The sequence below is a fragment of the Stenotrophomonas sp. GW821-FHT09E08 genome (assembly GCF_059416125.1).
In genome coordinates this window covers 262,040-283,790 of sequence record NZ_JBWKOO010000003.1, presented here as the reverse complement: position 1 = coordinate 283,790, position 21,751 = coordinate 262,040, and the positions used below count along the sequence as shown (strand labels likewise).

The 21,751-nt window shown below is 66.1% G+C and carries 21 protein-coding genes; 12 read left to right on the top strand and 9 right to left on the bottom strand.

The genetic code is table 11. The features are described from left to right. Positions 1–888, top strand: a complete 888-nt coding sequence (locus AC07M7_RS05975; RefSeq protein ID WP_136639504.1) for an endonuclease/exonuclease/phosphatase family protein — start codon at positions 1–3, stop codon at positions 886–888. A gap of 142 nt (positions 889–1,030) precedes the next feature. Here the strand turns inward: AC07M7_RS05975 and rne are convergent, their stop codons facing one another. Continuing rightward, positions 1,031–4,303: a ribonuclease E gene (rne, locus tag AC07M7_RS05970; protein WP_495206946.1), complete on the bottom strand. Its 3,273-nt coding sequence runs from the start codon at positions 4,301–4,303 to the stop codon at positions 1,031–1,033. A 408-nt stretch (positions 4,304–4,711) separates the two neighbouring features. On the opposite strand from rne, the gene AC07M7_RS05965 reads away from it, so the two are divergent. After that, positions 4,712–5,686: an RluA family pseudouridine synthase gene (locus AC07M7_RS05965; protein ID WP_046984362.1), complete on the top strand. Its 975-nt coding sequence runs from the start codon at positions 4,712–4,714 to the stop codon at positions 5,684–5,686. Positions 5,687–5,812: 126 nt separating this feature from the next. Here the strand turns inward: AC07M7_RS05965 and zupT are convergent, their stop codons facing one another. From zupT to AC07M7_RS05950, 3 genes are all read right to left on the bottom strand, one after another. Next, positions 5,813–6,622 (bottom strand): zinc transporter ZupT, encoded by an 810-nt coding sequence (zupT, locus tag AC07M7_RS05960; RefSeq protein ID WP_006456115.1) that lies wholly within the window; start codon positions 6,620–6,622, stop codon positions 5,813–5,815. A gap of 97 nt (positions 6,623–6,719) precedes the next feature. Beyond that, positions 6,720–7,136 (bottom strand): energy transducer TonB, encoded by a 417-nt coding sequence (locus tag AC07M7_RS05955; RefSeq protein WP_046984361.1) that lies wholly within the window; start codon positions 7,134–7,136, stop codon positions 6,720–6,722. Further along, a complete protein-coding gene (locus tag AC07M7_RS05950) occupies positions 7,133–7,483 on the bottom strand; it encodes a 4a-hydroxytetrahydrobiopterin dehydratase (RefSeq protein ID WP_006377739.1) in 351 nt (116 codons plus the stop codon). Before AC07M7_RS05950 ends, AC07M7_RS05955 begins: the two co-directional genes overlap by 4 nt. Positions 7,484–7,573: 90 nt before the next feature. On the opposite strand from AC07M7_RS05950, the gene AC07M7_RS05945 reads away from it, so the two are divergent. Both AC07M7_RS05945 and AC07M7_RS05940 read left to right on the top strand, forming a co-directional pair. Next, the gene (locus tag AC07M7_RS05945; protein WP_006377738.1) at positions 7,574–8,173 is read left to right on the top strand and encodes an NfuA family Fe-S biogenesis protein; all 600 of its coding nucleotides are present in this window, start codon (positions 7,574–7,576) and stop codon (positions 8,171–8,173) included. Between the two features lie 10 nt (positions 8,174–8,183). Further along, a complete protein-coding gene (locus AC07M7_RS05940) occupies positions 8,184–9,950 on the top strand; it encodes a hypothetical protein (protein WP_495206945.1) in 1,767 nt (588 codons plus the stop codon). Between the two features lie 106 nt (positions 9,951–10,056). On the opposite strand, the gene AC07M7_RS05935 is transcribed toward AC07M7_RS05940, so the two are convergent. Further along, positions 10,057–10,470 (bottom strand): barstar family protein, encoded by a 414-nt coding sequence (locus tag AC07M7_RS05935; protein ID WP_006377729.1) that lies wholly within the window; start codon positions 10,468–10,470, stop codon positions 10,057–10,059. Beyond that, entirely contained in the window at positions 10,467–10,919 is a 453-nt protein-coding gene (locus AC07M7_RS05930; RefSeq protein ID WP_495206944.1) for a guanyl-specific ribonuclease, read from the bottom strand. Before AC07M7_RS05930 ends, AC07M7_RS05935 begins: the two co-directional genes overlap by 4 nt. Positions 10,920–11,139: 220 nt before the next feature. Between AC07M7_RS05930 and AC07M7_RS05925 the strand changes: the two genes are divergently transcribed. Further along, entirely contained in the window at positions 11,140–11,751 is a 612-nt protein-coding gene (locus AC07M7_RS05925; protein ID WP_005410310.1) for a superoxide dismutase, read from the top strand. A gap of 191 nt (positions 11,752–11,942) precedes the next feature. Here AC07M7_RS05925 and AC07M7_RS05920 read toward each other — a convergent pair whose 3' ends face one another. Continuing rightward, positions 11,943–12,779, bottom strand: coding sequence for an endonuclease/exonuclease/phosphatase family protein (locus AC07M7_RS05920; protein ID WP_478473707.1), 837 nt, complete (start codon positions 12,777–12,779; stop codon positions 11,943–11,945). A gap of 162 nt (positions 12,780–12,941) precedes the next feature. On the opposite strand from AC07M7_RS05920, the gene AC07M7_RS05915 reads away from it, so the two are divergent. Together AC07M7_RS05915 and AC07M7_RS05910 are read left to right on the top strand one after the other, a co-directional pair. Beyond that, complete coding sequence (locus AC07M7_RS05915) at positions 12,942–14,507, top strand: POT-type proton-dependent oligopeptide transporter (RefSeq protein WP_012511603.1); 1,566 nt, start codon at positions 12,942–12,944, stop codon at positions 14,505–14,507. A 7-nt stretch (positions 14,508–14,514) separates the two neighbouring features. Beyond that, positions 14,515–15,141 (top strand): rhomboid family intramembrane serine protease, encoded by a 627-nt coding sequence (locus AC07M7_RS05910; protein WP_006377680.1) that lies wholly within the window; start codon positions 14,515–14,517, stop codon positions 15,139–15,141. Between the two features lie 56 nt (positions 15,142–15,197). Here AC07M7_RS05910 and AC07M7_RS05905 read toward each other — a convergent pair whose 3' ends face one another. Continuing rightward, on the bottom strand, positions 15,198–15,359 hold the full coding sequence (locus tag AC07M7_RS05905; RefSeq protein WP_199153668.1) for a hypothetical protein: 162 nt from the start codon (positions 15,357–15,359) through the stop codon (positions 15,198–15,200). Between the two features lie 209 nt (positions 15,360–15,568). On the opposite strand from AC07M7_RS05905, the gene AC07M7_RS05900 reads away from it, so the two are divergent. From AC07M7_RS05900 to AC07M7_RS05885, 4 genes are all read left to right on the top strand, one after another. Beyond that, on the top strand, positions 15,569–15,871 hold the full coding sequence (locus AC07M7_RS05900; protein ID WP_006377679.1) for a GNAT family N-acetyltransferase: 303 nt from the start codon (positions 15,569–15,571) through the stop codon (positions 15,869–15,871). A 37-nt stretch (positions 15,872–15,908) separates the two neighbouring features. Continuing rightward, the gene (locus tag AC07M7_RS05895; RefSeq protein WP_136639510.1) at positions 15,909–16,790 is read left to right on the top strand and encodes a DUF3298 and DUF4163 domain-containing protein; all 882 of its coding nucleotides are present in this window, start codon (positions 15,909–15,911) and stop codon (positions 16,788–16,790) included. A gap of 19 nt (positions 16,791–16,809) precedes the next feature. Next, positions 16,810–17,925, top strand: a complete 1,116-nt coding sequence (gene cfa, locus AC07M7_RS05890; RefSeq protein WP_495206943.1) for a cyclopropane fatty acyl phospholipid synthase — start codon at positions 16,810–16,812, stop codon at positions 17,923–17,925. A gap of 148 nt (positions 17,926–18,073) precedes the next feature. Beyond that, on the top strand, positions 18,074–18,832 hold the full coding sequence (locus tag AC07M7_RS05885; protein WP_363732653.1) for a hypothetical protein: 759 nt from the start codon (positions 18,074–18,076) through the stop codon (positions 18,830–18,832). A gap of 137 nt (positions 18,833–18,969) precedes the next feature. On the opposite strand, the gene AC07M7_RS05880 is transcribed toward AC07M7_RS05885, so the two are convergent. After that, a complete protein-coding gene (locus tag AC07M7_RS05880; RefSeq protein ID WP_046984354.1) occupies positions 18,970–21,138 on the bottom strand; it encodes a M3 family metallopeptidase in 2,169 nt (722 codons plus the stop codon). A 130-nt stretch (positions 21,139–21,268) separates the two neighbouring features. Here AC07M7_RS05880 and AC07M7_RS05875 point away from each other — a divergent pair, with 130 nt between their 5' ends. Then, on the top strand, positions 21,269–21,748 hold the full coding sequence (locus tag AC07M7_RS05875; RefSeq protein ID WP_495206942.1) for a glutathione peroxidase: 480 nt from the start codon (positions 21,269–21,271) through the stop codon (positions 21,746–21,748). Positions 21,749–21,751 lie beyond the last annotated feature (3 nt).

Here is a 21,751-nt window from a genome sequence, read left to right as displayed (position 1 = left end):
ATGAAACAACAGGGGGCGAGGGCGCGCACGGTCGTGCGTGCCCTTGGGCTGGCCGTCGCGTTGGCACTGCCAGGCTTCACGATGGCGGCGGCAACGCCGGCAACGACGTTGCCGGCCGATACCGCCCATGCGTCGGGCATGAGCATGGTCACCTTCAATCTGCATCATGATCGCGAGGACTGGCCGAGCCGCCGGCGCAGCATCGTTGCCGAACTCAAGCGCCTGCAGCCCGATGCGATTGCCCTGCAGGAGGTGATCCAGCGCCGCACTCTGCGCAACCAGGCGCAGTGGCTGGCCAGCCAGCTCGGCTACACGTATCTGTTCGTTTCCACCGATCCGGTCGGGGCCCCGAAGCGCTATGGCAATGCGCTGCTGACCCGGCGCCCGGTGCTGGCCCGGAACGATCACCTGCTGCTGCCACTGGATGACTACCGCACCGTCGCCCATCTGCGCATCGACGTCGATGGCAGACCGGTGAACGTCTATGCCACCCATCTCAATGAGCGCAGCGATGAAAGCGGCCAACGCATCCGTCGCACCCAGGTGGAGGATCTGCTGCGCTTCATCACGGCCACTTCCGCTGCGGCACCGGTGGTGATCGCAGGCGATTTCAACGCGCTGGTGGATGCCGGCGATCTGAGCGAACTGCGCAGCCACTACGGCGACAGCTACGGCAGCGTGCATGTCAACACCGACCTGGCCGGGGTCAGTACGCTCAACCGCCACTATTACCAGGCGCCATCGCGGATCGATCACATCTTCTTTCAGCAGGATGAAATGGTGGCGCGCGAGGCGAGGATTCTGTTCGATCAGCCCGACGACAGCGGCCGCTGGGCCTCGGACCACTACGGCGTGTGGACCCGCCTGCAGTTCGCGCCGAAACCCTGACGCAGACACGCTTCGGTAGCTGCCAACCTTGGTTGGCACGAACCAACAGCGCCGACCAGGGTCGGCCTCTACCCAACGCACAAACAAAAACGACGGGGATCATCGATCCCCGCCGTTTGGTTTTCACGCGATCAAAGATCGATCAGTTCGCCGGCGGCGTGCGCTTGGCGGCTTCTTCGTCTTCTTCGTCGGTCTTGGCTTCAGCAGCCTGGGCGGCAGCGTCGGTGTGGCCATCGGCGACCGGGTCGATCGACGGCGTCACCACCGCCTCGGCGACCGGTGCAGCGGCTTCCACCGGTGCGGCTTCCACCACTACCGCAGCGACCGGCTGTTCAGCGATCGGCGCGGTCTCGACGACCTGCGGCGCTTCAACCGCCGCGGCAGCTTCAACCACGATCGGCTTCGCTTCAGCCACCGGAGCGGCTTCAACCATGGCCGGCTTCGACTCGACCACCGGAGCGGCTTCAACCACCGCCGGCTTCGACTCGACCACCGGAGCGGCTTCAACCACCACCGGCTTCGCTTCGATCACCGGAGCGACCTCTTCCACGACCGGCTTCACTTCTGCCACCGGGGAGGCAACGGCGACCGGCTGTGCCGGGGTTGCTGCGTCGATGGCGTCGAGCATGCTGGTCTGCACCGGCGAGGATGCCGTTTCGGACTTGGCAATGGTCTCAACTGGGGCTGCGGTCTCGGCGACGGCCGGAACGGCGGCCTCGACCACGGCGCTGCTTACCACCGCGACCGGCGCGGCCACGACAGCTGCGGCGGCGCGGGCCGGCTTCTCTGCTTCGACGGCGGCCGGTTCGGCCTCGTCGTCGAAATCGAACTCCGGCTGCGAACGGACCGGCTGGCTGACGGCGACCGGAGCGGCCTCGCCGGTGTTGCCGACGTTCGGTTCGGTGCCGTCAGCGTCATCGCCTTCGTCACCGTCGTCCTGATCGTCGCCCAAGGCGTCATTGCCGGTGGCGTTCTCGGCGCCACCGCGGCGGCGGCGGCGGCCACCACGACGGCCACGACGACGACGGCTCGCGCCCTCGCCAGTCTGGTCGCCCGTGGCCTCGGCCGCAGCCTCTTCACCGGTCACGACAGCAGCTTCAGCCTCGGCGCCTGCGGCCATGGCGGTGTCGACCACCGGGGCAGCGTCCACCGGAGCGGCAGTGGCAACCGGTGCAACCGGTGCAGTGGCTTCCTGCGCGGTCACGGTATTGGCGACGGCCGCCGTCGCGGTCACCGCGGCGGCCGCGGTTGCCACTTCAGCAGCGGCTTCGGCGGCGTTGCGCTGCGGCTTTTCGGCCGGCTTGTCGCCGTCCTGCTGCGGACGCGACTGCCGGGGTTGCTTCAGCTTCGGCTGCTGCTGCGGGTTCTGGGCCTGTGGCTCGTTGCGCTGCTTGTTCTGCTGCGGCTGCTGCTGGCCGTCCTTCTGCTGATCCTTCTGCTTGCCCTGCTGCGGCTGCTGGGCATTACCAGTGCCAGGATTGGCGCCGTTGCCACCCTGGCGGCCGTCCTTGCGCTGCTCACCGCGGTCCTTGCGGTTGCCGCCGTCCTTCTGCTGCTGCGCATTGCCGTTGCCGCGGCTGTCATCGCGACGGTCCTTGCGGTCCTTGTTGCGATCCTTGTTGCGGTCACGGCGGCCACCGTCCTGTTGCGGCTGGCGTGCGGCCGGAGCCGGTGCGGGCGCCGGTGCCGGCTCGCCGCCAAAGATGCGCTTCAGCCAGCCGACGACGCCACCACTGGCGGCTGCGGCCGGAGCGACTGCGGCCACTGGTGCCGGAGCCGGGGCTGCAGCCGGCTCCACTTCCTCACGCACCGGGGCGGGGGAGTTGTGCTTGACCTGGGTCACCATCGGCGGCGGAATGTTCAGCTGGCCCTTGGTCAGCGCGTGAACCGGCAGCTTGCGCGGGGTGCCGCGCTGGTAACTCGGCCTGCCACTTTCCTCGCCCAGCTCGTTGTCGCGCAGGCGGGTGACGGCGTAGTGCGGGGTGTGCAGCTGCTCATCGGCGACGATCACGATCGGCGCCTCGTGGCGCTGCTCGATCTCGCGCAAGGCGCTGCGCTTCTCGTTCAGCAGGTAATTGGCGATCTCCACCGGGGCCTGTACCAGCACCTGCCCGGTGTTCTCCTTCATCGCATGCTCTTCAGCGACGCGGATGATCGACAGCGACAGCGACTCGACGCTGCGCATGCGGCCGTGGCCGTCGCAACGCGGGCAGACGATCTGGCTCGACTCGCCCAGGCTCGGACGCAGGCGCTGGCGGCTCATTTCCAGCAGGCCGAAGCGCGAGATGCGGCCGACCTGGACGCGTGCACGGTCGTACTTCAGCGCGTTGGCCAGGCGGTTCTCCACCTCGCGCTGGTGCTTGTTGGAGGCCATGTCGATGAAATCGATCACCACCAGGCCACCCAGGTCGCGCAGGCGCAGCTGGCGGGCCACTTCCTCAGCCGCTTCCAGGTTGGTCTGGAACGCGGTGTCCTCGATGTCGCTGCCCTTGGTGGCGCGCGAGGAGTTGACGTCGACGGCGGTCAGCGCTTCGGTCTGGTCGACCACGATCGAACCACCCGACGGCAGGCGCACGTTGCGCTCGTAGGCGCCCTCGATCTGCGATTCGATCTGGAAGCGGTTGAACAGCGGGATGTCGTCCTTGTAATGCTTGAGCTTGCGCAGGGTCTGCGGCATCACCTGCTGCATGAACTCCTTGGCGTGCTCGTACATCTCCTCGGTGTCCACCAGGATCTCGCCGATGTCGGCGCGCAGGTAGTCACGGAGGGCGCGCACGATCAGGCGCGATTCCTGGTAGATCAGGAAGGGGGCCGGCTTGCTCAGGGCCGCTTCAGCGATCGCGCGCCAGACGTTGAGCAGGTAGTCCAGATCCCACTGCAGCTCTTCGGCATCGCGGCCGACGCCGGCGGTGCGGATGATCACGCCCATGTCGTCGGGGATGTTCAGCTTGTCCAGGGCGTCCTTCAGGGCGGCCCGGTCCTCGCCTTCGATGCGACGGGAGACACCGCCCGCGCTGGGCGAGTTCGGCATCAGCACCATGTAGCGGCCGGCCAGCGAGATGAACGTGGTCAGGGCAGCGCCCTTGTTGCCGCGCTCTTCCTTGTCGACCTGGACAACGATTTCCTGGCCTTCCCTCAGCAGCTCGCGGATGCCGGCCTTGTTGTGGTCGACACCGGCCTGGAAATAGTCGCGGGAGATTTCCTTCAGCGGCAGGAAGCCATGGCGGCCGCCACCGTACTCAACGAAGGCCGCTTCCAGCGAGGGCTCGATGCGGAAGATCCGGCCCTTGTAGATGTTGGACTTCTTCTGTTCCTTCGACGGCTGTTCGATGTCGATGTCATACAACGACTGGCCATCCACGATGGCAACACGCAGCTCTTCAGCCTGCGTGGCGTTGATCAGCATTCGCTTCATTGTTGCGTTCCTCGCAAGCGGCTACCGCGCGGAACGCCATGGGGTTTCGCCTCTGGACACGGTTCGCCGCCCATTCGCGCAAGCGCGGGGAGGGCGGCTTGGGTTTCCAGCGCTACGACACCACGGCAGGCCGCGGGAGCGCTTCACTCTTATGGGTTTTGGGGTGTTACAAGGCCGCAGGCAGCTGTCAGCCAGGCTGGAGCGCCACGCGGGACATGTTCAGCACGGTTGTGTGTCAGACATCCGGCGATGGCCGGGAAGGCCGGTGAGCCGCTAACATGGCCGCCCCGCGGGCGGTGGTCGCGCACTGTGCCGGATTCGTCGGAAGCTGGGCTTCTGGCCCTGAGTAACTTCCAACGAAATCAATCCCTTATATCGCCCCCCGAGTGTAACAGAATAAACAGCCTGATGACCGCCCAAGACCCCACCAAGCCCGCTGGCGACAAGCCTTCCGTGCGCATGATCACCGTTCCCGCCGACCGCGCCGGCCAGCGCCTGGACAATTTCCTGCTGGGCCAGCTGAAAGGCGCTCCGCGCAGCCTGGTCTACAAGCTGGTGCGCAGCGGCCAGGTGCGCGTGAATGGCGGCCGTGCCAAGGCCGAGCGGAAGCTGGAAGCGGGCGATGAGGTGCGTGTGCCGCCGGTTCGTCTCACTGAAGAGGGAGACAAGGCCGGCCCGCCGGAGGCGTTCATGCGCCGCCTGGAGCAGGCCATCGTCTTCGAGGATGCCCGCCTGCTGGCCCTGAACAAGCCGACCGGCGTGGCCAGTCACGGTGGCAGCGGCATCAGCTTCGGCGCCATCGAGACCCTGCGCGCCCTGCGCCCGGGCCAGACCCTGGAGCTGGTCCACCGGTTGGATCGCGACACCTCGGGCCTGCTGATCGTGGCCAAGAAGCGCTCGGCGCTGAGCGAACTGCAGGCGCTGCTGCGTGAAGACCATGGTGCCGGCATCCGCAAGCGCTACCTGACCCTGCTGGCCGGGCGCATGCCCGACGGTGTGATGACGGTCGACGCGCCTCTGCACGTGGGCCTGCGCCAGGGCGGCGAGCGCCATGTGCAGGTCAATGCGATCGGCAAGGAATCGATCAGCCACTTCCGGGTGCTTGAGCGCCGCGGCGGCCATTCCTACTGCGAGGTGCGCATCGAAACCGGCCGCACCCACCAGATCCGCGTGCATGCCCAGCATCTGGGGCACCCGGTGGCCGGTGACGACAAATACGGCGATCCTGCGGTGAACAAGCGGCTTCGTGAGCAGATCGGGCTGAAACGCCTGTTCCTGCACGCTGCGTCGCTGGAGTTCGCGCTGGACGCGGGCAAGACACCGTATGTGCTGAACGCGCCGCTGGCTGATGAGTTGGTCGAGGCGCTGGACCGGCTTCGCTGAAGGTAGCGCCGGGCCATGCCCGGCGTCTCCCCCTGTGGAATCGAGCCATGCTCGACTGCGCTTCGGTAGGGTCGCGCGGAAAGCCCATCGAGCAAGCTCGACTTTACGGAGTGGGCCGCAAACCCCTCACCACTTGAACAGCACCAGGCTGATCGCCAGCGTGCCCATGCCTGCCACCAGCCCATACACCGTCTCGTGGCCCTTGGCATAGCGCTTGGCCGCCGGCAGCAGCTCATCCAGCGCCAGGAACACCATCACACCGGCGATCAGCCCGAACACCCAGCCGAAGGTGGCGTGCGACAGTGATCCGGACAGCAGCCAGTAGCCAAGCGCCGCGCCCACCGGTTCGGCCAGGCCCGACAGCAGGCTGGCGCTGAATGCGTAGAACTTGTTCTGGGTGGCGAAGTACACCGGCACCGCAATGGCGATGCCCTCGGGAATGTTGTGGATGGCAATGGCGAAGGCAAGCGGCATGCCCACCGACGGGCTCTCCAGCGTCGCGAAGAACGTTGCCAGCCCTTCCGGGAAATTGTGCGCGGTGATCGCGATCGAGGTCAGCAGGGCGACCCGCTTCAGGTACTCGCGGCTGTTCTCGCGGAACGCCGGGTCCTGCTTGTCCAGGCTGTCATGCGGGTTGGGGATGAAGTGATCGATCAGCACGATCACGATCACGCCGAGCAGGAAGGCCAGGGTGCCGTAGGTGAAGCCGGTGCGCTCGCCATAGGCCAGTGCAAACGAGGCAATGGACTTGTTGAGGATCTCCGACAGCGACACATAGACCATCGCACCACCGGCGAAGGCCAGGCCGAACGCCAGCAGGCGCGGATTGGGCCGGCGCGAGAACAGCACCAGCAGGCTGCCGATGGCGGTGGCGAGGCCGGCCGCGAGGGTGACCGCCAGCGCGATCCAGACATTTTCGGGGGGAATCTGCAGCATGTACCGACGCGATCCTGGTCAACAGACAACCGCCCCGGACAGGGCCGGGGCGGCAAGGGCGAGGCGGGCGTCGGCTGGCCTCGTCGGGTGCGGGCGATCAGCCGCCGCGGCGCAGGCGTTCTTCAATCGCGAAGCACTGGTCTGGCTTCGGCTGCGGCGGGTTGAAGCTGACCGGCACCTGGATGGTGGCGGGCACCGGCTGGCCATTGCGGGTGGCGGCGTTGAACTGCCAGCCCTGCACGGCGGTCTTGGCCAGCTCGTCCAGTTGCGGGTTGCCGGCGCCGGTCAGCAGGGCGACCTCGCTGGGCTTGCCGTCGGTACCGATGGTCACCTTGAAGGTGCTGGTACCCCCCACGCCCATGCAGGCCAGTTCCAGCGGGTACTGCGGCGGCGGCGTCTTAACCGCAGCCACTTCGGTCGGCGGCGGCGGTGGCGGGGCCGCCGGTTCGGACGCGCCACAACCGGCCAGGCCGGTCGCAGCGATCAGGGACAGGCTCAGCAGGCGTACGTTCATGGCAGTTGCTCCGTCAGGGCCGAAGTCTTGGCCGCGCAGATGAAGTCGTTTTCGCTCAGGCCGCCCACGTCGTGGGTGGAAAAGCGCACGACCGCGCGGTCGTAGTGCACGCCCAGGTCCGGGTGATGGTCCTCGTGGTGGGCAATCCAGGCCAGCGCGTTCACGAAGGCCATGGTGGCGTAGTAGTTCTTGAAGCGGAAGGTGCGCAGCAGCGCCTGGCCTCCCTCGCTCAGCTCCCAGCCGGGAACCTGCGGCAACAGTTCGGCCAGGCGGGCTTCGCCGAGCTTGTGGTCGCTGCCTTTGCGCGGCACGCAACGGGCCTGGGCCAGCGGAATCAGGTCGGCCATGGGAATCTCCACCTCGTGTTGACTGAACAATGCGCCGGACGGTGTATAAACCGAATGAGCGGCTGACGCTTACTTGGCTAGAATAGCCTGATGATCCAGATCTCCGACACTGCCCAGACCCATTTCCGCAAGCTGATCGAACGCGAGGGCGCGCCCGGCATGGGCGTGCGCCTGAGCGCGGTCGATCCCGGTACCCCGCGCGCCGATGCCCGGCTGGAGTTCGCCGAGCCGAGCGACCTGCTTGGTGACGAGTGGGCGGTGGACTGCGATGGCTTCACCCTCTACGTCGATGCAGCCAGCGTGGGTTGGCTTGACGGTGCCGAGATCGACATCGTCGCCGGTACCGCGGGCGCCCAGCAGCTGACCATCAAGGCACCGCGCATCAAGGGCGAAGCGCCCGGTGATGCCGCCTCGCTGGTGGAGCGCGTGCACTGGGTGGTGGAAAACGAAATCAACCCGCAGCTGGCGTCGCATGGCGGCAAGGTGGCGGTGCAGGAAGTCTCGGCTGAAGGCGTAGTGCTGCTGCGCTTCGGTGGTGGTTGCCAGGGCTGTGGCATGGCCGATGTGACCCTCAAGCAGGGTATCGAGAAGACCCTGATGGGCCGCGTGCCGGGCGTGACCGCTGTGCGTGACGCGACCGACCACGACAGTGGCCACGCGCCGTATATTCCTCGCGGCAACGCCGCCTGATCGCTGACGCGTGCCTCTGACCCGGGCCGAGCAACTCATCGATCATCTGCTGGCGCGCCAGCAGCCAAGCGCCGTCCTCGAAAAAACCACGCGCCTGCCGTATGGCTGGGCGCTGTGGCTGCGCTCGCTGGGCCCGCTGCCGCGGCCGTTGCATGCCCGCGAAGTGATTGCGGTACTGCTGCCGCGCCCGCTGCCTGGCCCGCCCGGGCGGTTGCCTGCGTTGTCCCCCTGGCAGGCGCTGCGCCGCTTGTTCTGGCAGGACTGGGATGCGGCGCCGCGCGACCAGCGCTGGATGCGTTGGATCTCGGCACTGGCCAGTGCGCTGCTGCACCTGCTGTTCTTCGTACTGTTGCTGTGGGTCGCCGTGATCCGCACCACCGAGCCGGAGCAGGAGGGTGCCGAAGGCGAGCGTGTGCAGGTGGAATTCGTCGGACGCGCCACACAGGAAGGCGGGGGCGATCAGCCGGGTGCCGAGGCGGCTGCGGCGGCACCGGCTGGCCAGGTTGCCGTCGGCCAGGAAGCAGGGGCAGCGACTGCACCTGAGCCGCGTCCTGCGGCCGCGTCGTCGCCCGCACCCGCACCGGCTCCAGCACCGACAGCCAGCGCGCCGTCGCCGCCGGCCGAAGCCGACCCCGCACCGGTTGCCGCGCCGTCGCCGTCGCCGGTGCAGGCTACCGAAGTGGCCCAGGCCAGCACCGATTTCGTGGTGCCTCCGGTCAGCGTGCCGCGCACCGAAGTCAGCATCGTGCCGCGCGATACCACGCCCTCGGTACGCGAGCGCAGCGTGCAGCCGGTGCAGGCAACGCCGACGCCCACTACGGTGCAGGCGCCTGAAGTTGCGGTGCGATCGCCGCAGTTGCGCGAGATCCAGGTGCAGGAGCGCGAAGTCGGTACGGTCGACGCGCCGGTTGCGCCGCAGCCGCTGCGCACGGCCGACGTGCAGGTGCGCGTGCCGCAGCTGGACGTGCAGGTGCGCGAGCGTGAAGTGCAGGCGGTGGTCGATCCGCAGGTGCGGATGGCAACCGTCGCCGGTCGTGAACCGGCGGTGCATGCGCCGGCGGGTCGTGACGTACAGGTGCGCGAGCGCGAAGTAGCCTCGGCACCGGCGGCAGCCCCATCGTCTTCCAGTGGGAATGCACCCGCGGCAACGCCCGCGCCGGCAGCCAATGGCAGCGCGACGCAGGCGAGCAGCAGTACTGCGCGGCCTGCTGCATCCAGCACGACCCCGGCTCAGGCTGGGGCGCGCCCGGCGCCCAATCCGGGCAACTGGGCCACGCCCGCCAAGGGTGATGACTGGGGCGCATCGAACCGCAACCATGACGGCGCCGACAAGGGCGCCCGCCAGGCCAGCACCACCGGCAAGGGCAGTGGCCTGTTCAATGCCGATGGCAGCGTGCGCGTGCCGGGCCAGAAAGGCGAGGGTCGTGCCGAGCGCGGTGCGCCCGGTGGCGCCAACGATGGCTGGAGCAAGGAACGCATCGCGCAATCGGGCACCTGGTTGAAGCGACCACCGTACGACTACACACCCACCTCGTTCGACAAGTACTGGGTGCCGCAGGAATCGCTGTTGGCCGAATGGGTGCGCAAGGGCATCAAGGCGATGGAGATTCCATTGCCGGGTACGAACTCGAAGATTTCCTGCGTGATCTCGATCCTGCAGGCGGGCGGCGGCTGTGGGCTGACCAACCCGAACATGCAGGACCAGCCGGCCGTGGCGCGACCGCCGCCGGACATCCCGTTCAAAAAGGAACTGCAGGAAGATAACGGCAGCCGCTAGGCAGGGGGCCGCGCCCCGCACGCTGGCCGGCTCGCGCTTTGGTAGGTGCCAACCTTGGTTGGCACAGAAACGCCGACCAAGGTCGGCATCTACCAGGGCATCTACCTCACGCGCTCTGCGACAGGAATACCCAGAACGGTACGTCGCGGCCGACCCAGTCGCGGCTGGCTTCGTCCATCACGTCCAGCAGGGTATCGAAATCCTTCTGCGTGGCCGCACGGAATGCGTCGACATCGGCCAGGAACAGCGCATAGCCGTTGGCCGGCAGCCACTGCAGGTCGCGCAGATTGTCCGACAGCGCATCCCAGTTGCCGCCGAACCCCGCCGGGAAATCCAGCTGCGCAGCCAGACGGGCAAGCAGGGTGCGCTTGTCCGCCACGCCATCCAGGTCGATGCGGATCACCTTCAGGCCGGCATCGCGCATCGCTGCGGCCAGTGCGCTGATGTCGTCGCTGTCGATGGCATAGACGCCGGCATTGTTGATGTCGTGCAGGCCGAGGCCGAAATCGTCGTGGCTCATTGCTGCGCTCCCGGGGCCGGTATGGTGAAGCTGCGGAACGATGCGTAGTGGTCGTCGGTGTAGTACCACGCCTCCGGCGGATCGCCACCGGTGACGATGCGGCGCGTGCCGCGGGTACGCGCACCGGGGGTGTCAACGGTGTATTCGCGGTAGTAGCCGCGCGGGCGCTGCGGCAGTTGCTGTTCGCGGTTGCCGAAGGTGCTGCCGTCCTGGCGATGCGGGAACGGACCGCCGCGCTGGATCAGGGCAATGGTCTGGCGTGCCTCGGCGGGCAGGAAGGCCGGCAGGCCGCTGTCATTGCTGCTGCGCGCAGGCGTTGAGCGTGCAGCGGGCGCGCTCTGCAGGTCCGGTGCGAACTGCGGCGCCGGAGGCCGCTGCATGAAATGGTTGACGACCAGGCCGAGCACGAGCAGGGCGATGGCGGTGATCAGCAGCCGGGGGTTGCGCATGGGGCAAGGGCGGGTGAGGGTAGTGCAGGCACTGTAGCGCCTGTGCGCTGCACGGTGCATGAGGACGGCGTCGCGTCACTGCTGCGTAACAATTGCCGTCGTGCTCACTGGCAGGACGCAATTTCCTTTACATCCCCCTTGGTAATCTGGCGGTCTGTCCCCATCATTCACCGCGCAACGCCCGACACCGTCGGGTGCCCTCGCAATCAGGAGATGCATCATGGCCTACACCCTGCCCAAGCTGTCCTACGCCTACGACGCGCTGGAACCGCATATCGATGCGGCGACGATGGAAATCCATCACACCAAGCATCACCAGACCTACATCAACAACGTCAACGCGGCGCTGGAAGGCACCGAATACGCTGACCTGCCGGTCGAAGAACTGGTGAAGAAGCTCAAGTCGCTGCCGGAGAACCTGCAGGGTCCGGTGCGCAACAACGGTGGCGGCCATGCCAACCACTCGCTGTTCTGGACCGTGATGGCTCCGAATGCTGGCGGCAACCCGGTGGGCGACGTGGCCAAGGCCATCGACAAGGACCTGGGCGGCTTCGACAAGTTCAAGGACGCCTTCACCAAGGCGGCGCTGACCCGTTTCGGCAGCGGCTGGGCATGGCTGAGCGTGACTCCGGACAAGAAGGTCGTGGTCGAGAGCACCGGCAACCAGGACAGCCCGCTGATGGAAGGCAACACCCCCATCCTCGGCCTGGACGTGTGGGAACACGCGTACTACCTGAAGTACCAGAACCGTCGTCCGGAATACATCGGCGCGTTCTTCAACGTCATCGACTGGAACGAAGTCGAGCGCCGTTACCAGGAAGCGATCGCCTGATCGCAGTGACTGGATGAGCGGAAAAGGCCGGGGGAGACCCCGGCCTTTTTTTGTCTGTCAGTCCTGGGAATGGGGCTGATTCCGGTAGGTGCCGACCTTGGTCGGCACGGAAACATGTGCGCGCGCGGTGGGAATGTGCCGACCAAGGCCGTCACCTACCGGGGTGAGGCGTGCCGCGGGGATGAGCGGGGCTATTCGACCGTGGCCGTATCCCCCTGCAGGCGCAGGGTCGCCATCACGCCCAGGCGCAGGCCGGGCAGGTCGCCGTCGGCCGGCAACAGGATCGGCTGCTGGCGGATGCCGCCGAAGTGCTTGACCTGGAACAGCACGTCCAGGCCATGGCCACTTGCTCCGCCGCCACTGGCCGCCGGTGCGCCGGGATTGCGCCGGGCCGGCTGGAAGCCCGGCGTGCTGCGTACCAGTTCCACCGTGCTGGCCGAGAAGTCGCCAGCGATCAGGCTAGGCATGCCCTCGGCGGTGGCGCTGATCCAGGTCATCAGGTCGCTGGTCTGGTGCTGGCGGGCGATGGCCTCGTCCGGGTCCGGACGCAGGCGCGCCACGTAGACGTTGAGCAGCGACGCGCCCAGCTTCAGCCGCATCATGCCGGCCGCGCTGAACGTGCCGGGCGGGTGCAGCAGGGTCACGCCGTCCTCGCTGACCGGCAGCCGGGTCAGCATCGCGTTGCCATGCCGCAGCGGCTGGCTGGGCGGATCGGCGGTGACGAAGTCGCAGCTGTAGCGCAGCCGGCTGGCCAGCCAGCAGGCCGGGTTCCGGCCCTGCTGCTGCAGGACCTGCTGCACCGAAATCACGTCAGGCTGCAGCTCGGTCAACAGCTGGGCGACCTGCTCACGTCGCAGCTTCCACTGTGCATCGTCGCGGCTGGGCAGTTCCAGCGCGGCTACGGTCAACTGCCGTGGCCCGCTCTCGCCGGTGGCGGCAGCCGGCGCCTGTGGTCGCGCCTGGGCCTGCCACGCCAGCAGCAGCGCAAGGCAAGCGAGCAGGAGGCGGGCGAGGGCGGGGGGGCGCATAACGATAAGTTTACGCTTTTGTCGTGCAGGTTCCGTGACTTCCGGCAGGGCATGGCGTGTCTGCCACGGATTGGCACCGTTGTCATGCAGCCCTGCAGCGTGCTTCGCCAGCCCGGGTTCCGGTAATCTTGCGCCTTTCGCTTTGCAGGAATGCCTTACAGGATGAGCCACGACGCAGTTGCCCCCATCGCCGGCCAGGGAAAGATGCCGCGCCAGATCCCGTACATCATCGGCAATGAGGCCTGCGAGCGGTTCAGTTTCTACGGGATGCGCAACATCCTGGTGCAGTTCCTGATCACCTCGCTGCTGCTGCAGGAAATCACTGCGGAAGGCCGTGCCGGTGAAGCCAAGGACATCATGCACAGCTTCATGATCGGCGTGTATTTCTTCCCGCTGCTTGGTGGCTGGCTGGCTGACAAGTTCTTCGGCAAGTACCACACCATCCTCTGGTTCAGCCTGGTCTACTGCGCCGGTCACCTGTGCCTGGCGTTGTTCGAGAACAGCCGCGAAGGCTTCTTCCTCGGCCTGGGCCTGATCGCGCTCGGTGCCGGCGGCATCAAGCCGCTGGTGGCCTCGTTCATGGGCGACCAGTTCGACCAGAGCAACAAGCACCTGGCCAAGATCGTTTTCGACGCCTTCTACTGGATCATCAACTTCGGCTCGCTGTTTGCCTCGCTGCTTATCCCGCTGGTGCTGAAGAACTGGGGCCCGCAGTGGGCGTTCGGCATCCCGGGCATCCTGATGTTCATCGCCACCTTCGTGTTCTGGCTGGGCCGCAAGCGCTACGTGCTGGTGCCGCTGCCGCCGAAGGACCCGCATTCGTTCGCCAACGTGGTGCGCACCGCCCTGACCGCGCGCGTCGCCGGCCAGGGCCGCCCGGGCCTGGTGATCGCCGTGCTCGGCCTGGTACTGGCGGCAGCCTCGTTCGGCCTGGTCGGTTCGCTCGGCATCGTGATCTGCCTGTGCCTGGCGCTGGTCGCCATCCTCGCTGGCATCGGTGGCGGCACCTGGCTGCAGCTGGACCGCGCCCGCGGCCAGCATCCGGCCGAAGCCGTGGAAGGTGTGCGTTCGGTACTGCGCGTGCTGGTGATCTTCGCGCTGACCACGCCGTTCTTCTCGCTGTTCGACCAGAAGGCCTCGACCTGGGTCCTGCAGGGCCAGCAGATGCAGATGCCGAGCTGGTTCACCGCCTCGCAGATGCAGGCGCTGAACCCGCTGCTGGTGATGATCCTGATTCCGTTCAACAACCTGGTGCTGTACCCGGCCCTGCGTCGCTTCGGTTTCGAACCGACCGCGCTGCGCCGCATGACCGCCGGTATCGCCTTCAGCGGCCTGGCCTGGATCGTGGTGGGTGGTATCCAGGTGGTGATGGATGGCGGCAATGCGATGTCGATCTTCTGGCAGATGCTGCCGTATGCGCTGCTGACCTTCGGTGAAGTGCTGGTCTCGGCGACCGGCCTGGAATTTGCCTACAGCCAGGCGCCGCAGGCGATGAAGGGCGTGGTGATGAGTTTCTGGAACCTGACCACCACCATCGGCAACCTGTGGGTACTGCTGTCCAACGCCGCGGTGCGCAACGACACGGTGACCCACCAGATCGCAGGGACAGGGCTGAGCGAGGCGGCGTTCCTGATGTTCTTCTTCGCCGGTTTCGCTTTCATCGCGGCGTTGGCTTTCGGTTGGTATGCAAAACGCTATCGTATGGTCGACAACTACCGTAGCGCCTGAGCCTGACATGACCCCCGTCAATCTGCTGTTGATCGCCGTCACCGCCATCCTGTCGTGGATGGCCTTCAACAACCGCAAGCTGGCCGACCGCCTGATCCTGTGGCCGCCGGCAGTGGACCGCCACCGCCAGTACGACCGCCTGGTGACCTATGGCTTCATCCATGCCGACTGGTCGCACCTGATCTTCAACATGATCACCCTGTTCTTCTTCGGGGGATTCATCGAGAGCGTGATGGTGCAGCTGACCGGCAGCTACCTGACCTACCCGGCGTTCTACATCGGTGCGCTGGTGGTCTCGATCCTGCCCAGCTACCTGAAGAACCAGAAGAACCCGAACTACCTGAGCCTGGGTGCGTCGGGTGCGGTGTCGGCGGTGCTGTTCGCCTTCATCCTGATCAAGCCGTGGTCGATCATCCTGGTGTTCTTCATCCCGGCACCGGCCATCGTGTATGCCGCGTTCTACGTCGGCTACAGCATCTGGATGGACAAGCGTGGCGGTGACCGCATCAACCACAGTGCGCACCTGGCCGGCGCGGCATTCGGCGTGATCTTCATGCTGGCCATGCAGCCGAGCATCTTCAACCACTTCCTGCGCGAACTCTCCAACCCGACCTTCCGCCTCGGCGGCGGTTGAAGTTGGCCGGGGTCGGATCCGCTGGATCCGACCCCGGGGTTGGCCCCCGCTCCTGGTCAGGCGCGGGTCTGTTGACCGTAGGTGTCCTGCAGGCGGGCGAATACCTCCTCGCCGATGCGCTGGAAATCCTGGTCTTCGGTCTGCCCTTCCACCGCCAGTTGCAGCAGGCCCTCCAGCAGGGCACGGTCGGTATCGGAATGGGAATCGCTGGGGTGCATGGGAGCCTCCGCGGTGGTGCGCATGGTCAACGGTCGCAAGGGTCGTGCCAGCCTGGCCGTACCCCTCCACAGGCGATAGCGGCCGCCCACCCTCCAGCTTGAGGGTCGGGAACTGACGTGAATGGATCGGACTTGCCCCTGTTCAGGCTTCACGCGATCATGGCGCCCGGCTGCGCACCATCCACGCAGTCGTCGCAGGAGACAGCTCCATGGCTTCGGTCACGCCCCCCGGTCTGGCCTACGAGGTCGAACATGATCTGGCCAGCCACCGCTTCACCGCCCGCGTGCGAGGACAGCTGGCGGTGCTCGACTACCAGATCAAGCGCAGGCGCATGGTCATCACCCACACCGAAGTGCCCGAGCCGATCGCTGGCCGTGGCATTGCCGGTGAATTGACCCGCGTCGCGCTGCGTTTCGCCCGCGAACAGAAGTACAAGGTGGTGCCGGCGTGTTCGTACGCCGAGGCCTTCCTGCAGCGGCACGAGGAGTATCACGACCTGCTCGTTGGCTGAACGCCAGCGGGTCACGCTTCAGCCATGGCAGGCGATGATGTACAAACATGAACAGGGGATCCCGATGAAGATTGGAAACAACCGGCCACTGCACGGCAGCGTGCTGGCCGGCGTGGTGGGCGTGCTGTTGCTGGCCGGTTGCCAGCGTGAAAGCGAGCCGTCAGCGGCGACCGACGCGGCGCCTGCCGCCGAGGCCGCTGCGGCAGGTGAAACGCCGGCTGCGGAAGCGCCGCTGGACCTGCGCGATGTGATCGAGAACAACGAGCGCGAAGTGGTGGGCATCAGCTATCCGGCCGGCATCGACCGTTACCCGGGCCTGGCGCGCGCGCTGCAGGGCTACGCCACCAGTGCACGCAGTGATCTGCAGCAGGCGCTGGACGGGCTGGGCAATGACAAGCCGACCATGCCCTACGAGCTGTCGCTGAGCTTCGAGAAGCTGCTGGAAACCCCGCAGCTGGTGGTGGTCAGCGCCGATGGCAGCCGCTATACCGGTGGCGCCCACGGCGAGCCGCTGGTGGCGCGCTTCGTGTGGCTGCCGCAGCATCAGCAGATGCTCAGCGCCGAAAAGCTGGTGGCCGATGCCAAGGGCTGGAAAGCGATCAGTGACTTCGTCGCCGACCAGTTGCGCGAACGCGTGGCGACCCGCCTCAGTGGTGAGGACATGGACCCGGCCCAGCTGCAGGAATCACTGCGCAACGCATCGCGCATGATTGCCGACGGCACCGGCCCGCAGGCCGACAACTTCAGCCAGTTCCAGCCGCTCACCGACGACAAGGGGCAGATCACCGCGCTGCGCTTTGTTTTCCCGCCGTACCAGGTGGGTCCATACTCAGATGGCACCCAGACCGCCGATGTACCGGCGGCGGTGCTGTTGCCGCACGTGGCCAAGGACTACGTGGAGCTGTTCGCACGCGGTTGACCGCAGTCGAGGAGGTGGCGTGGATACAGGGTCGCAGGAGCGGGTTTCCGGCCTGCTGCAGGAAGCCGGGGTCCGCATCGGCGGTACCCAGCCACAGGACATCCAGGTGCATGACCCGCGCTTCTTCGCGCGGGTCATGGCGCACGGCTCGCTTGGTCTCGGCGAGAGCTACATGGACGGTTGGTGGGATGCCAACGTCCTGGATGAATTCCTCGTCCACCTGATGCAGGCGCACCTGGATGAGTGGGTGCACGGCTGGCGCGAAGTGGCCGATGCGCTGAAGGCGCGCCTGTTCAATCTCCAGGTCGGGCAGGGCAGCTATGAAGTCGGGCGCCGCCACTACGATCTCGGCAACGATCTCTACCAGGCCATGCTTGGGCGCCGCCTGGTCTACAGCTGCGGCTACTGGCGCAACGCCGATGATCTCGACGCCGCGCAGGAAGCCAAGCTCGACCTGGTCTGCCGCAAACTGGGCCTGCGCCCGGGCCAGCGCGTGCTGGATATCGGTTGCGGCTGGGGTGAAGCGCTGAAGTTTGCCGCCGAGCGCTACGGCGTCAGCGGAGTGGGTGTGACCATCTCGCAGGAACAGGCCGAGTTCGCGCGCGAACTGTGCGCCGGCCTGCCGATCGAGATCCGCCTGCAGGATTACCGTGAACTGGACGAGCCGTTCGATGCGATTTTCTCGATCGGCATGTTCGAGCACGTTGGTGACAAGAACTACGGCAGTTTCTTCGAGGTGGCCAAGCGCTGCCTGTCGCCGCGCGGCCTGCTGTTGTTGCACAGCATCGGCACCAACATCTCGCGGCATCGCACAGATCCGTGGATCGCACGCTACATCTTCCCCAATTCGATGCTGCCGTCGGCAGTGCAGGTCACCAAGGCGTTCGAGGGCCGCTTCGTGCTGGAGGACTGGCATAACTTCGGCACCGACTACGATCTGACCCTGCAGGCGTGGCGGCGCAACGTGGAAGCAGCATGGCCACGGCTGGATGAACGTTACGACGAGCATTTGCGTCGCATGTGGCGTTTCTACCTGGCCGGCTCGATGGCGACCTTCCGTTGCCGGCACGCGCAGTTGTGGCAGCTGGTGCTGTCGCCGGAAGGCGTGCCGGGTGGGTACGTGGCGCCGCGGTAAGGTTGCGCCGAGGGAGGGGGAGGTCAGGCCGGAAACGACGTTCATTGACGTCAACTACAAGTGCTGCGCGTTCTGCTTCCCGCATGAGTGTCGTCGACGCTAATCTGCCGGGTCGGTGGCACTACCGCATTCCTGAGGGCGTTGCAGCATGGGTTGGGACATCACCTACCATCCAATCGCGGATTCGGAGATCCGTGACATCTATTTCAGTGCGCTGGAGGACGCGACTCTGGTCAATGCGTTGCAGCATCAGTTCCGGATCGAGCCGTTCTACATGGAGCAACTGCAGGAATGCATCGAGGAGGCTCGCTCGATCAGCGCAGAAGTGCCTTTCGAGAAGGGGCACGCTTTGTACCTGGCGATCGTGGCCGGTCACCTGCGCCGGTATCACTATCTTCGCGGGAGCGCCCTTTCGTTTTTCATCGACGATCCGGTGGTTGCCCGCTATTTCGCGGACTGGCGGCAACTGGTGCCGTTGCAGTGGGCGGACGCTGCCGCCCGCAACCATCTGCGTGAAAACTATGGTGGTGGCGTGTTCATCACGCATGCCCGGCTGAAGCAATTGCGCGCAGATCATGCAGTGGACAGCGCGCTGGCTGCGCGTCTGGAGGAGCTGTTCTCCGATGGTCGCCTGGTCGTTTTCTGGCGTGCCGTCGATGACGCGATCGCCAGCGGATGCGGATTGCTGGAGGCCAGCGAGGTGGTCGAGCCGAACCCTATGGATCTCAATGCATCGACCAGCTTGAGCAATCTGATGAACTGCGCGCCGGATGGTGCGTTGCTGTATGCGGAGGCCGCCTCGGCCCAGCTGGCGGAGTTCATGGCGGGAGCTTCGGATCCGCTGGCGGTTGATACTGCTCCCGCAGCTCAACAGAAACGATGGTGGGAGCGGCTGTTTCGGCGGTGACCAGAGAGCATCCACGCACGGCGTGGATCTATTGGGCTGACGAGAACGGGCGGTAGATTCACGCCCTGCGTGGATGACCCAACAAAAAACCGCCCGGTTTCCCGGGCGGTTCTCATTTCACACTACCGCACTGGCGATCAGTTGCCGGCGCCGGTCAGGCCACGCTTTTCCAGCAGCGGTTCGATCTGCGGCTCGTGGCCGGCGAAATCGCGGAACAGCTGCATCGCATCCACGCTGCCGCCCTTGGACAACAGGGTGGCGCGGAAGTGGTCGCCGTTCTTGCGGCTCAGGCCGCCGTTGTCCTTGAACCACTTCTGGGTGTTGGCGTCGAGTACTTCCGACCAGATGTAGGCGTAGTAGCCAGCCGAGTAGCCGCCCATGATGTGGCTGAAGTACGGGGTCTTGTAGCGCGGCGGGACCGGCGCATAGTAGATGCCGTCCTTCTCCAGCGCGGCGCGCTCGAAGGCCATCACGTCCTTGGCGGCCGGCACCTGGTCCGGACCGATCTGGTGCCAGCGCTGGTCGAGCATGGCCGCACCCAGGTACTCGGTGGTGGCAAAGCCCTGGTTGAACTTGGCAGCGGCCAGCACCTTGTCCAGCAGCGCCTGCGGCATCGCCGAACCGTTCTGGTAGTGCTTGGCGTAGTTCTTCAGGATGGCCGGGTTGTCCGACCACATTTCGTTGACCTGCGAGGGGAACTCGACGAAGTCACGCGGCACCGAGGTGCCCGAGAAGTACGGGTACTTCACGTTGGAGAACATGCCGTGCAGGGCATGGCCGAATTCGTGGAAGGTGGTGTTCACCTCATCCCAGGTCAGCAGCGTCGGCTGGCCGGCCGGCGGCTTGGGGATGTTGAGGTGGTTGGCCACCACCGGCTTGAAGCCGGTCAGCTTGGACTGCGAGACGTAGGAATTCATCCACGCACCGCCACGCTTGGACGCGCGGGCGTACGGGTCGAAGATGAAGATCGCCAGCTGGCTGCCGTCGGCATCGAACACGTCATAGACGGTGACGTCGTCGTGGTAGACCGGCAGGTCGGTGCGCTGCTTGAAGGTCAGGCCGAATTCCTGGCCCGCCGCGTAGAACACGCCGTTCTCCAGCACGTTCTTCATCTCGAAGTACGGCTTCAGCTGCGATTCGTCGAAGTTGTACTTGGCCTGGCGCACCTTCTCGCTGTAGAACGCCCAGTCCCACGGCTCAAGGGCGAAGGTCTTCTTGCCGGCGGCCTTCTGTTCCTTGTCGATCATCGCCTGCAGGTCGGCGGCTTCGCGCTTGGCATTGGCCACTGCGGCCGGAGCCAGCTTGCCCAGCATCGCGTTGACCGCTTCGGGGGTCTTGGCGGTCTGGTTGGTCAGGTTGTAGGCGGCGAAGTTCGGGAAGCCCATCAGCTTGGCCTTGTCGGCACGCAGCTGCATGATGCGCGAGACCAGTGCGGTGTTGTCGAACTCACCGCCGCGGCTGCCGCGGGTGGTCGAGGCTTCGTAGATCTTCTGGCGCAGGGCACGGTTGGCCAGGTTGGTCAGCGGCGGCTGGCCAGTGGTGTTGAGCAGGGTGATCACGTACTTGCCGTCCAGGCCACGGGCCTTGGCGGCTTCGGCGGCAGCGGCGATCTGCTCCTTGGACAGGCCGTCCAGCTCCTTGACGTCATCGACGGTGATCGCCGAGGCGTTCACTTCCGACTGCACGTTCTGGCTGAACTTGGTGCCCAGGTTGGCCAGCTCGGCATTCATGGCCTTCAGCGTGGCCTTGTCGGCCTCGGACAGCTTGGCGCCGGCGCGTACGTAGTTGTCGTAGTACTTCTCGACCAGGCGCACGCCTTCGGCGTCCAGGCCCAGCTGGCTGCGGGTGTCGTACAGCGCCTGGATGCGGGCGAACAGCTTGCCGTTCAGCGCGATCGCATCGCTGTGCGCGGCGAACTTCGCCGAGTAATCGGCCTGCAGCTTCTTTCGGGTGTCGTTGGTGTCGGCGCCGACCAGGCTGAAGAACACGGTGGTCGCGCGATCCAGGGTGTCACCGCTCTTTTCCAGGGCGATGATGGTGTTTTCGAAGGTCGGCTTGGCCTTGGTGTTGGCAATGGCCTCCACTTCCTTCAGCTGCTGCGCCATGCCGGCGTCGAAAGCCGGAGCGAAATCGCTGTCCTTGATCTTGTCGAACTGAGGGAAGTGCAGTGGCAGCGGGCTGTCGGCGAAGAACGGGTTGGCTTGCTGGGCGCTGCTGGCGGCGGCCGCGGTGGCGGCGCTGGCAGCGTAGGCGGGCAGGGCAAGGCCGAGGGTCATGGCCACGGCAAGGGCAAGGCGAGTGGTCAAGGTAATAGCTCCGGTAAGGCAAACAAGGGCCCGAGGGTAACCCGGCCCGGCGCGCCGGCACTTGTGTCAAAAGGCATGTTGTCGGGGCCGGGCGCGGGTACCATGCGTTCACCGCCCACGGCCCGCTGCCATGACCACTGCCTACGATTTCAGCTTCCGTGACCTCGACGGCCAGCCGCAGCCGCTGGCCCGCTACAAGGGCCACCCATTGCTGCTGGTCAATGTCGCTAGTCGTTGTGGCTTCACCCCGCAGTACACCGGGCTGGAACAGCTGTGGCAGGAGTACCGCGAGCGCGGTCTGGTGGTGATCGGCTTCCCGTGCAACCAGTTCGGCGCGCAGGAGCCCGGCGACGCCGCGCAGATCCGCCAGTTCTGTTCACTGGACTATCCGGTCAGTTTTCCGCTGTCGGAGAAGATCGAGGTCAATGGCGAGGGGGGCGAGCCGCTGTGGGCGTGGCTGTCACGCGAGAAGCGCGGCCTGCTGGGCAGTGCCCGCATCAAGTGGAATTTCAGCAAGTTCCTGGTCGACCGCCAGGGGCGGGTGGTATCGCGCCATGCGCCCACCACCAAGCCGGAGCAGTTGCGCAGCGCGATCGAAGCGCTGCTGTAACAG

Coding starts and splice junctions, on each gene's coding strand:
- AC07M7_RS05975 (WP_136639504.1), top strand. CDS start 1: ATGAAACAACAGGGGGCGAGGGCGCGCACGGTCGTGCGTGCCCTTGGG.
- rne (WP_495206946.1), bottom strand. CDS start 4,303: ATGAAGCGAATGCTGATCAACGCCACGCAGGCTGAAGAGCTGCGTGTT.
- AC07M7_RS05965 (WP_046984362.1), top strand. CDS start 4,712: ATGACCGCCCAAGACCCCACCAAGCCCGCTGGCGACAAGCCTTCCGTG.
- zupT (WP_006456115.1), bottom strand. CDS start 6,622: ATGCTGCAGATTCCCCCCGAAAATGTCTGGATCGCGCTGGCGGTCACC.
- AC07M7_RS05955 (WP_046984361.1), bottom strand. CDS start 7,136: ATGAACGTACGCCTGCTGAGCCTGTCCCTGATCGCTGCGACCGGCCTG.
- AC07M7_RS05950 (WP_006377739.1), bottom strand. CDS start 7,483: ATGGCCGACCTGATTCCGCTGGCCCAGGCCCGTTGCGTGCCGCGCAAA.
- AC07M7_RS05945 (WP_006377738.1), top strand. CDS start 7,574: ATGATCCAGATCTCCGACACTGCCCAGACCCATTTCCGCAAGCTGATC.
- AC07M7_RS05935 (WP_006377729.1), bottom strand. CDS start 10,470: ATGAGCCACGACGATTTCGGCCTCGGCCTGCACGACATCAACAATGCC.
- AC07M7_RS05930 (WP_495206944.1), bottom strand. CDS start 10,919: ATGCGCAACCCCCGGCTGCTGATCACCGCCATCGCCCTGCTCGTGCTC.
- AC07M7_RS05925 (WP_005410310.1), top strand. CDS start 11,140: ATGGCCTACACCCTGCCCAAGCTGTCCTACGCCTACGACGCGCTGGAA.
- AC07M7_RS05920 (WP_478473707.1), bottom strand. CDS start 12,779: ATGCGCCCCCCCGCCCTCGCCCGCCTCCTGCTCGCTTGCCTTGCGCTG.
- AC07M7_RS05915 (WP_012511603.1), top strand. CDS start 12,942: ATGAGCCACGACGCAGTTGCCCCCATCGCCGGCCAGGGAAAGATGCCG.
- AC07M7_RS05910 (WP_006377680.1), top strand. CDS start 14,515: ATGACCCCCGTCAATCTGCTGTTGATCGCCGTCACCGCCATCCTGTCG.
- AC07M7_RS05905 (WP_199153668.1), bottom strand. CDS start 15,359: ATGCACCCCAGCGATTCCCATTCCGATACCGACCGTGCCCTGCTGGAG.
- AC07M7_RS05900 (WP_006377679.1), top strand. CDS start 15,569: ATGGCTTCGGTCACGCCCCCCGGTCTGGCCTACGAGGTCGAACATGAT.
- AC07M7_RS05895 (WP_136639510.1), top strand. CDS start 15,909: ATGTACAAACATGAACAGGGGATCCCGATGAAGATTGGAAACAACCGG.
- AC07M7_RS05885 (WP_363732653.1), top strand. CDS start 18,074: ATGGGTTGGGACATCACCTACCATCCAATCGCGGATTCGGAGATCCGT.
- AC07M7_RS05875 (WP_495206942.1), top strand. CDS start 21,269: ATGACCACTGCCTACGATTTCAGCTTCCGTGACCTCGACGGCCAGCCG.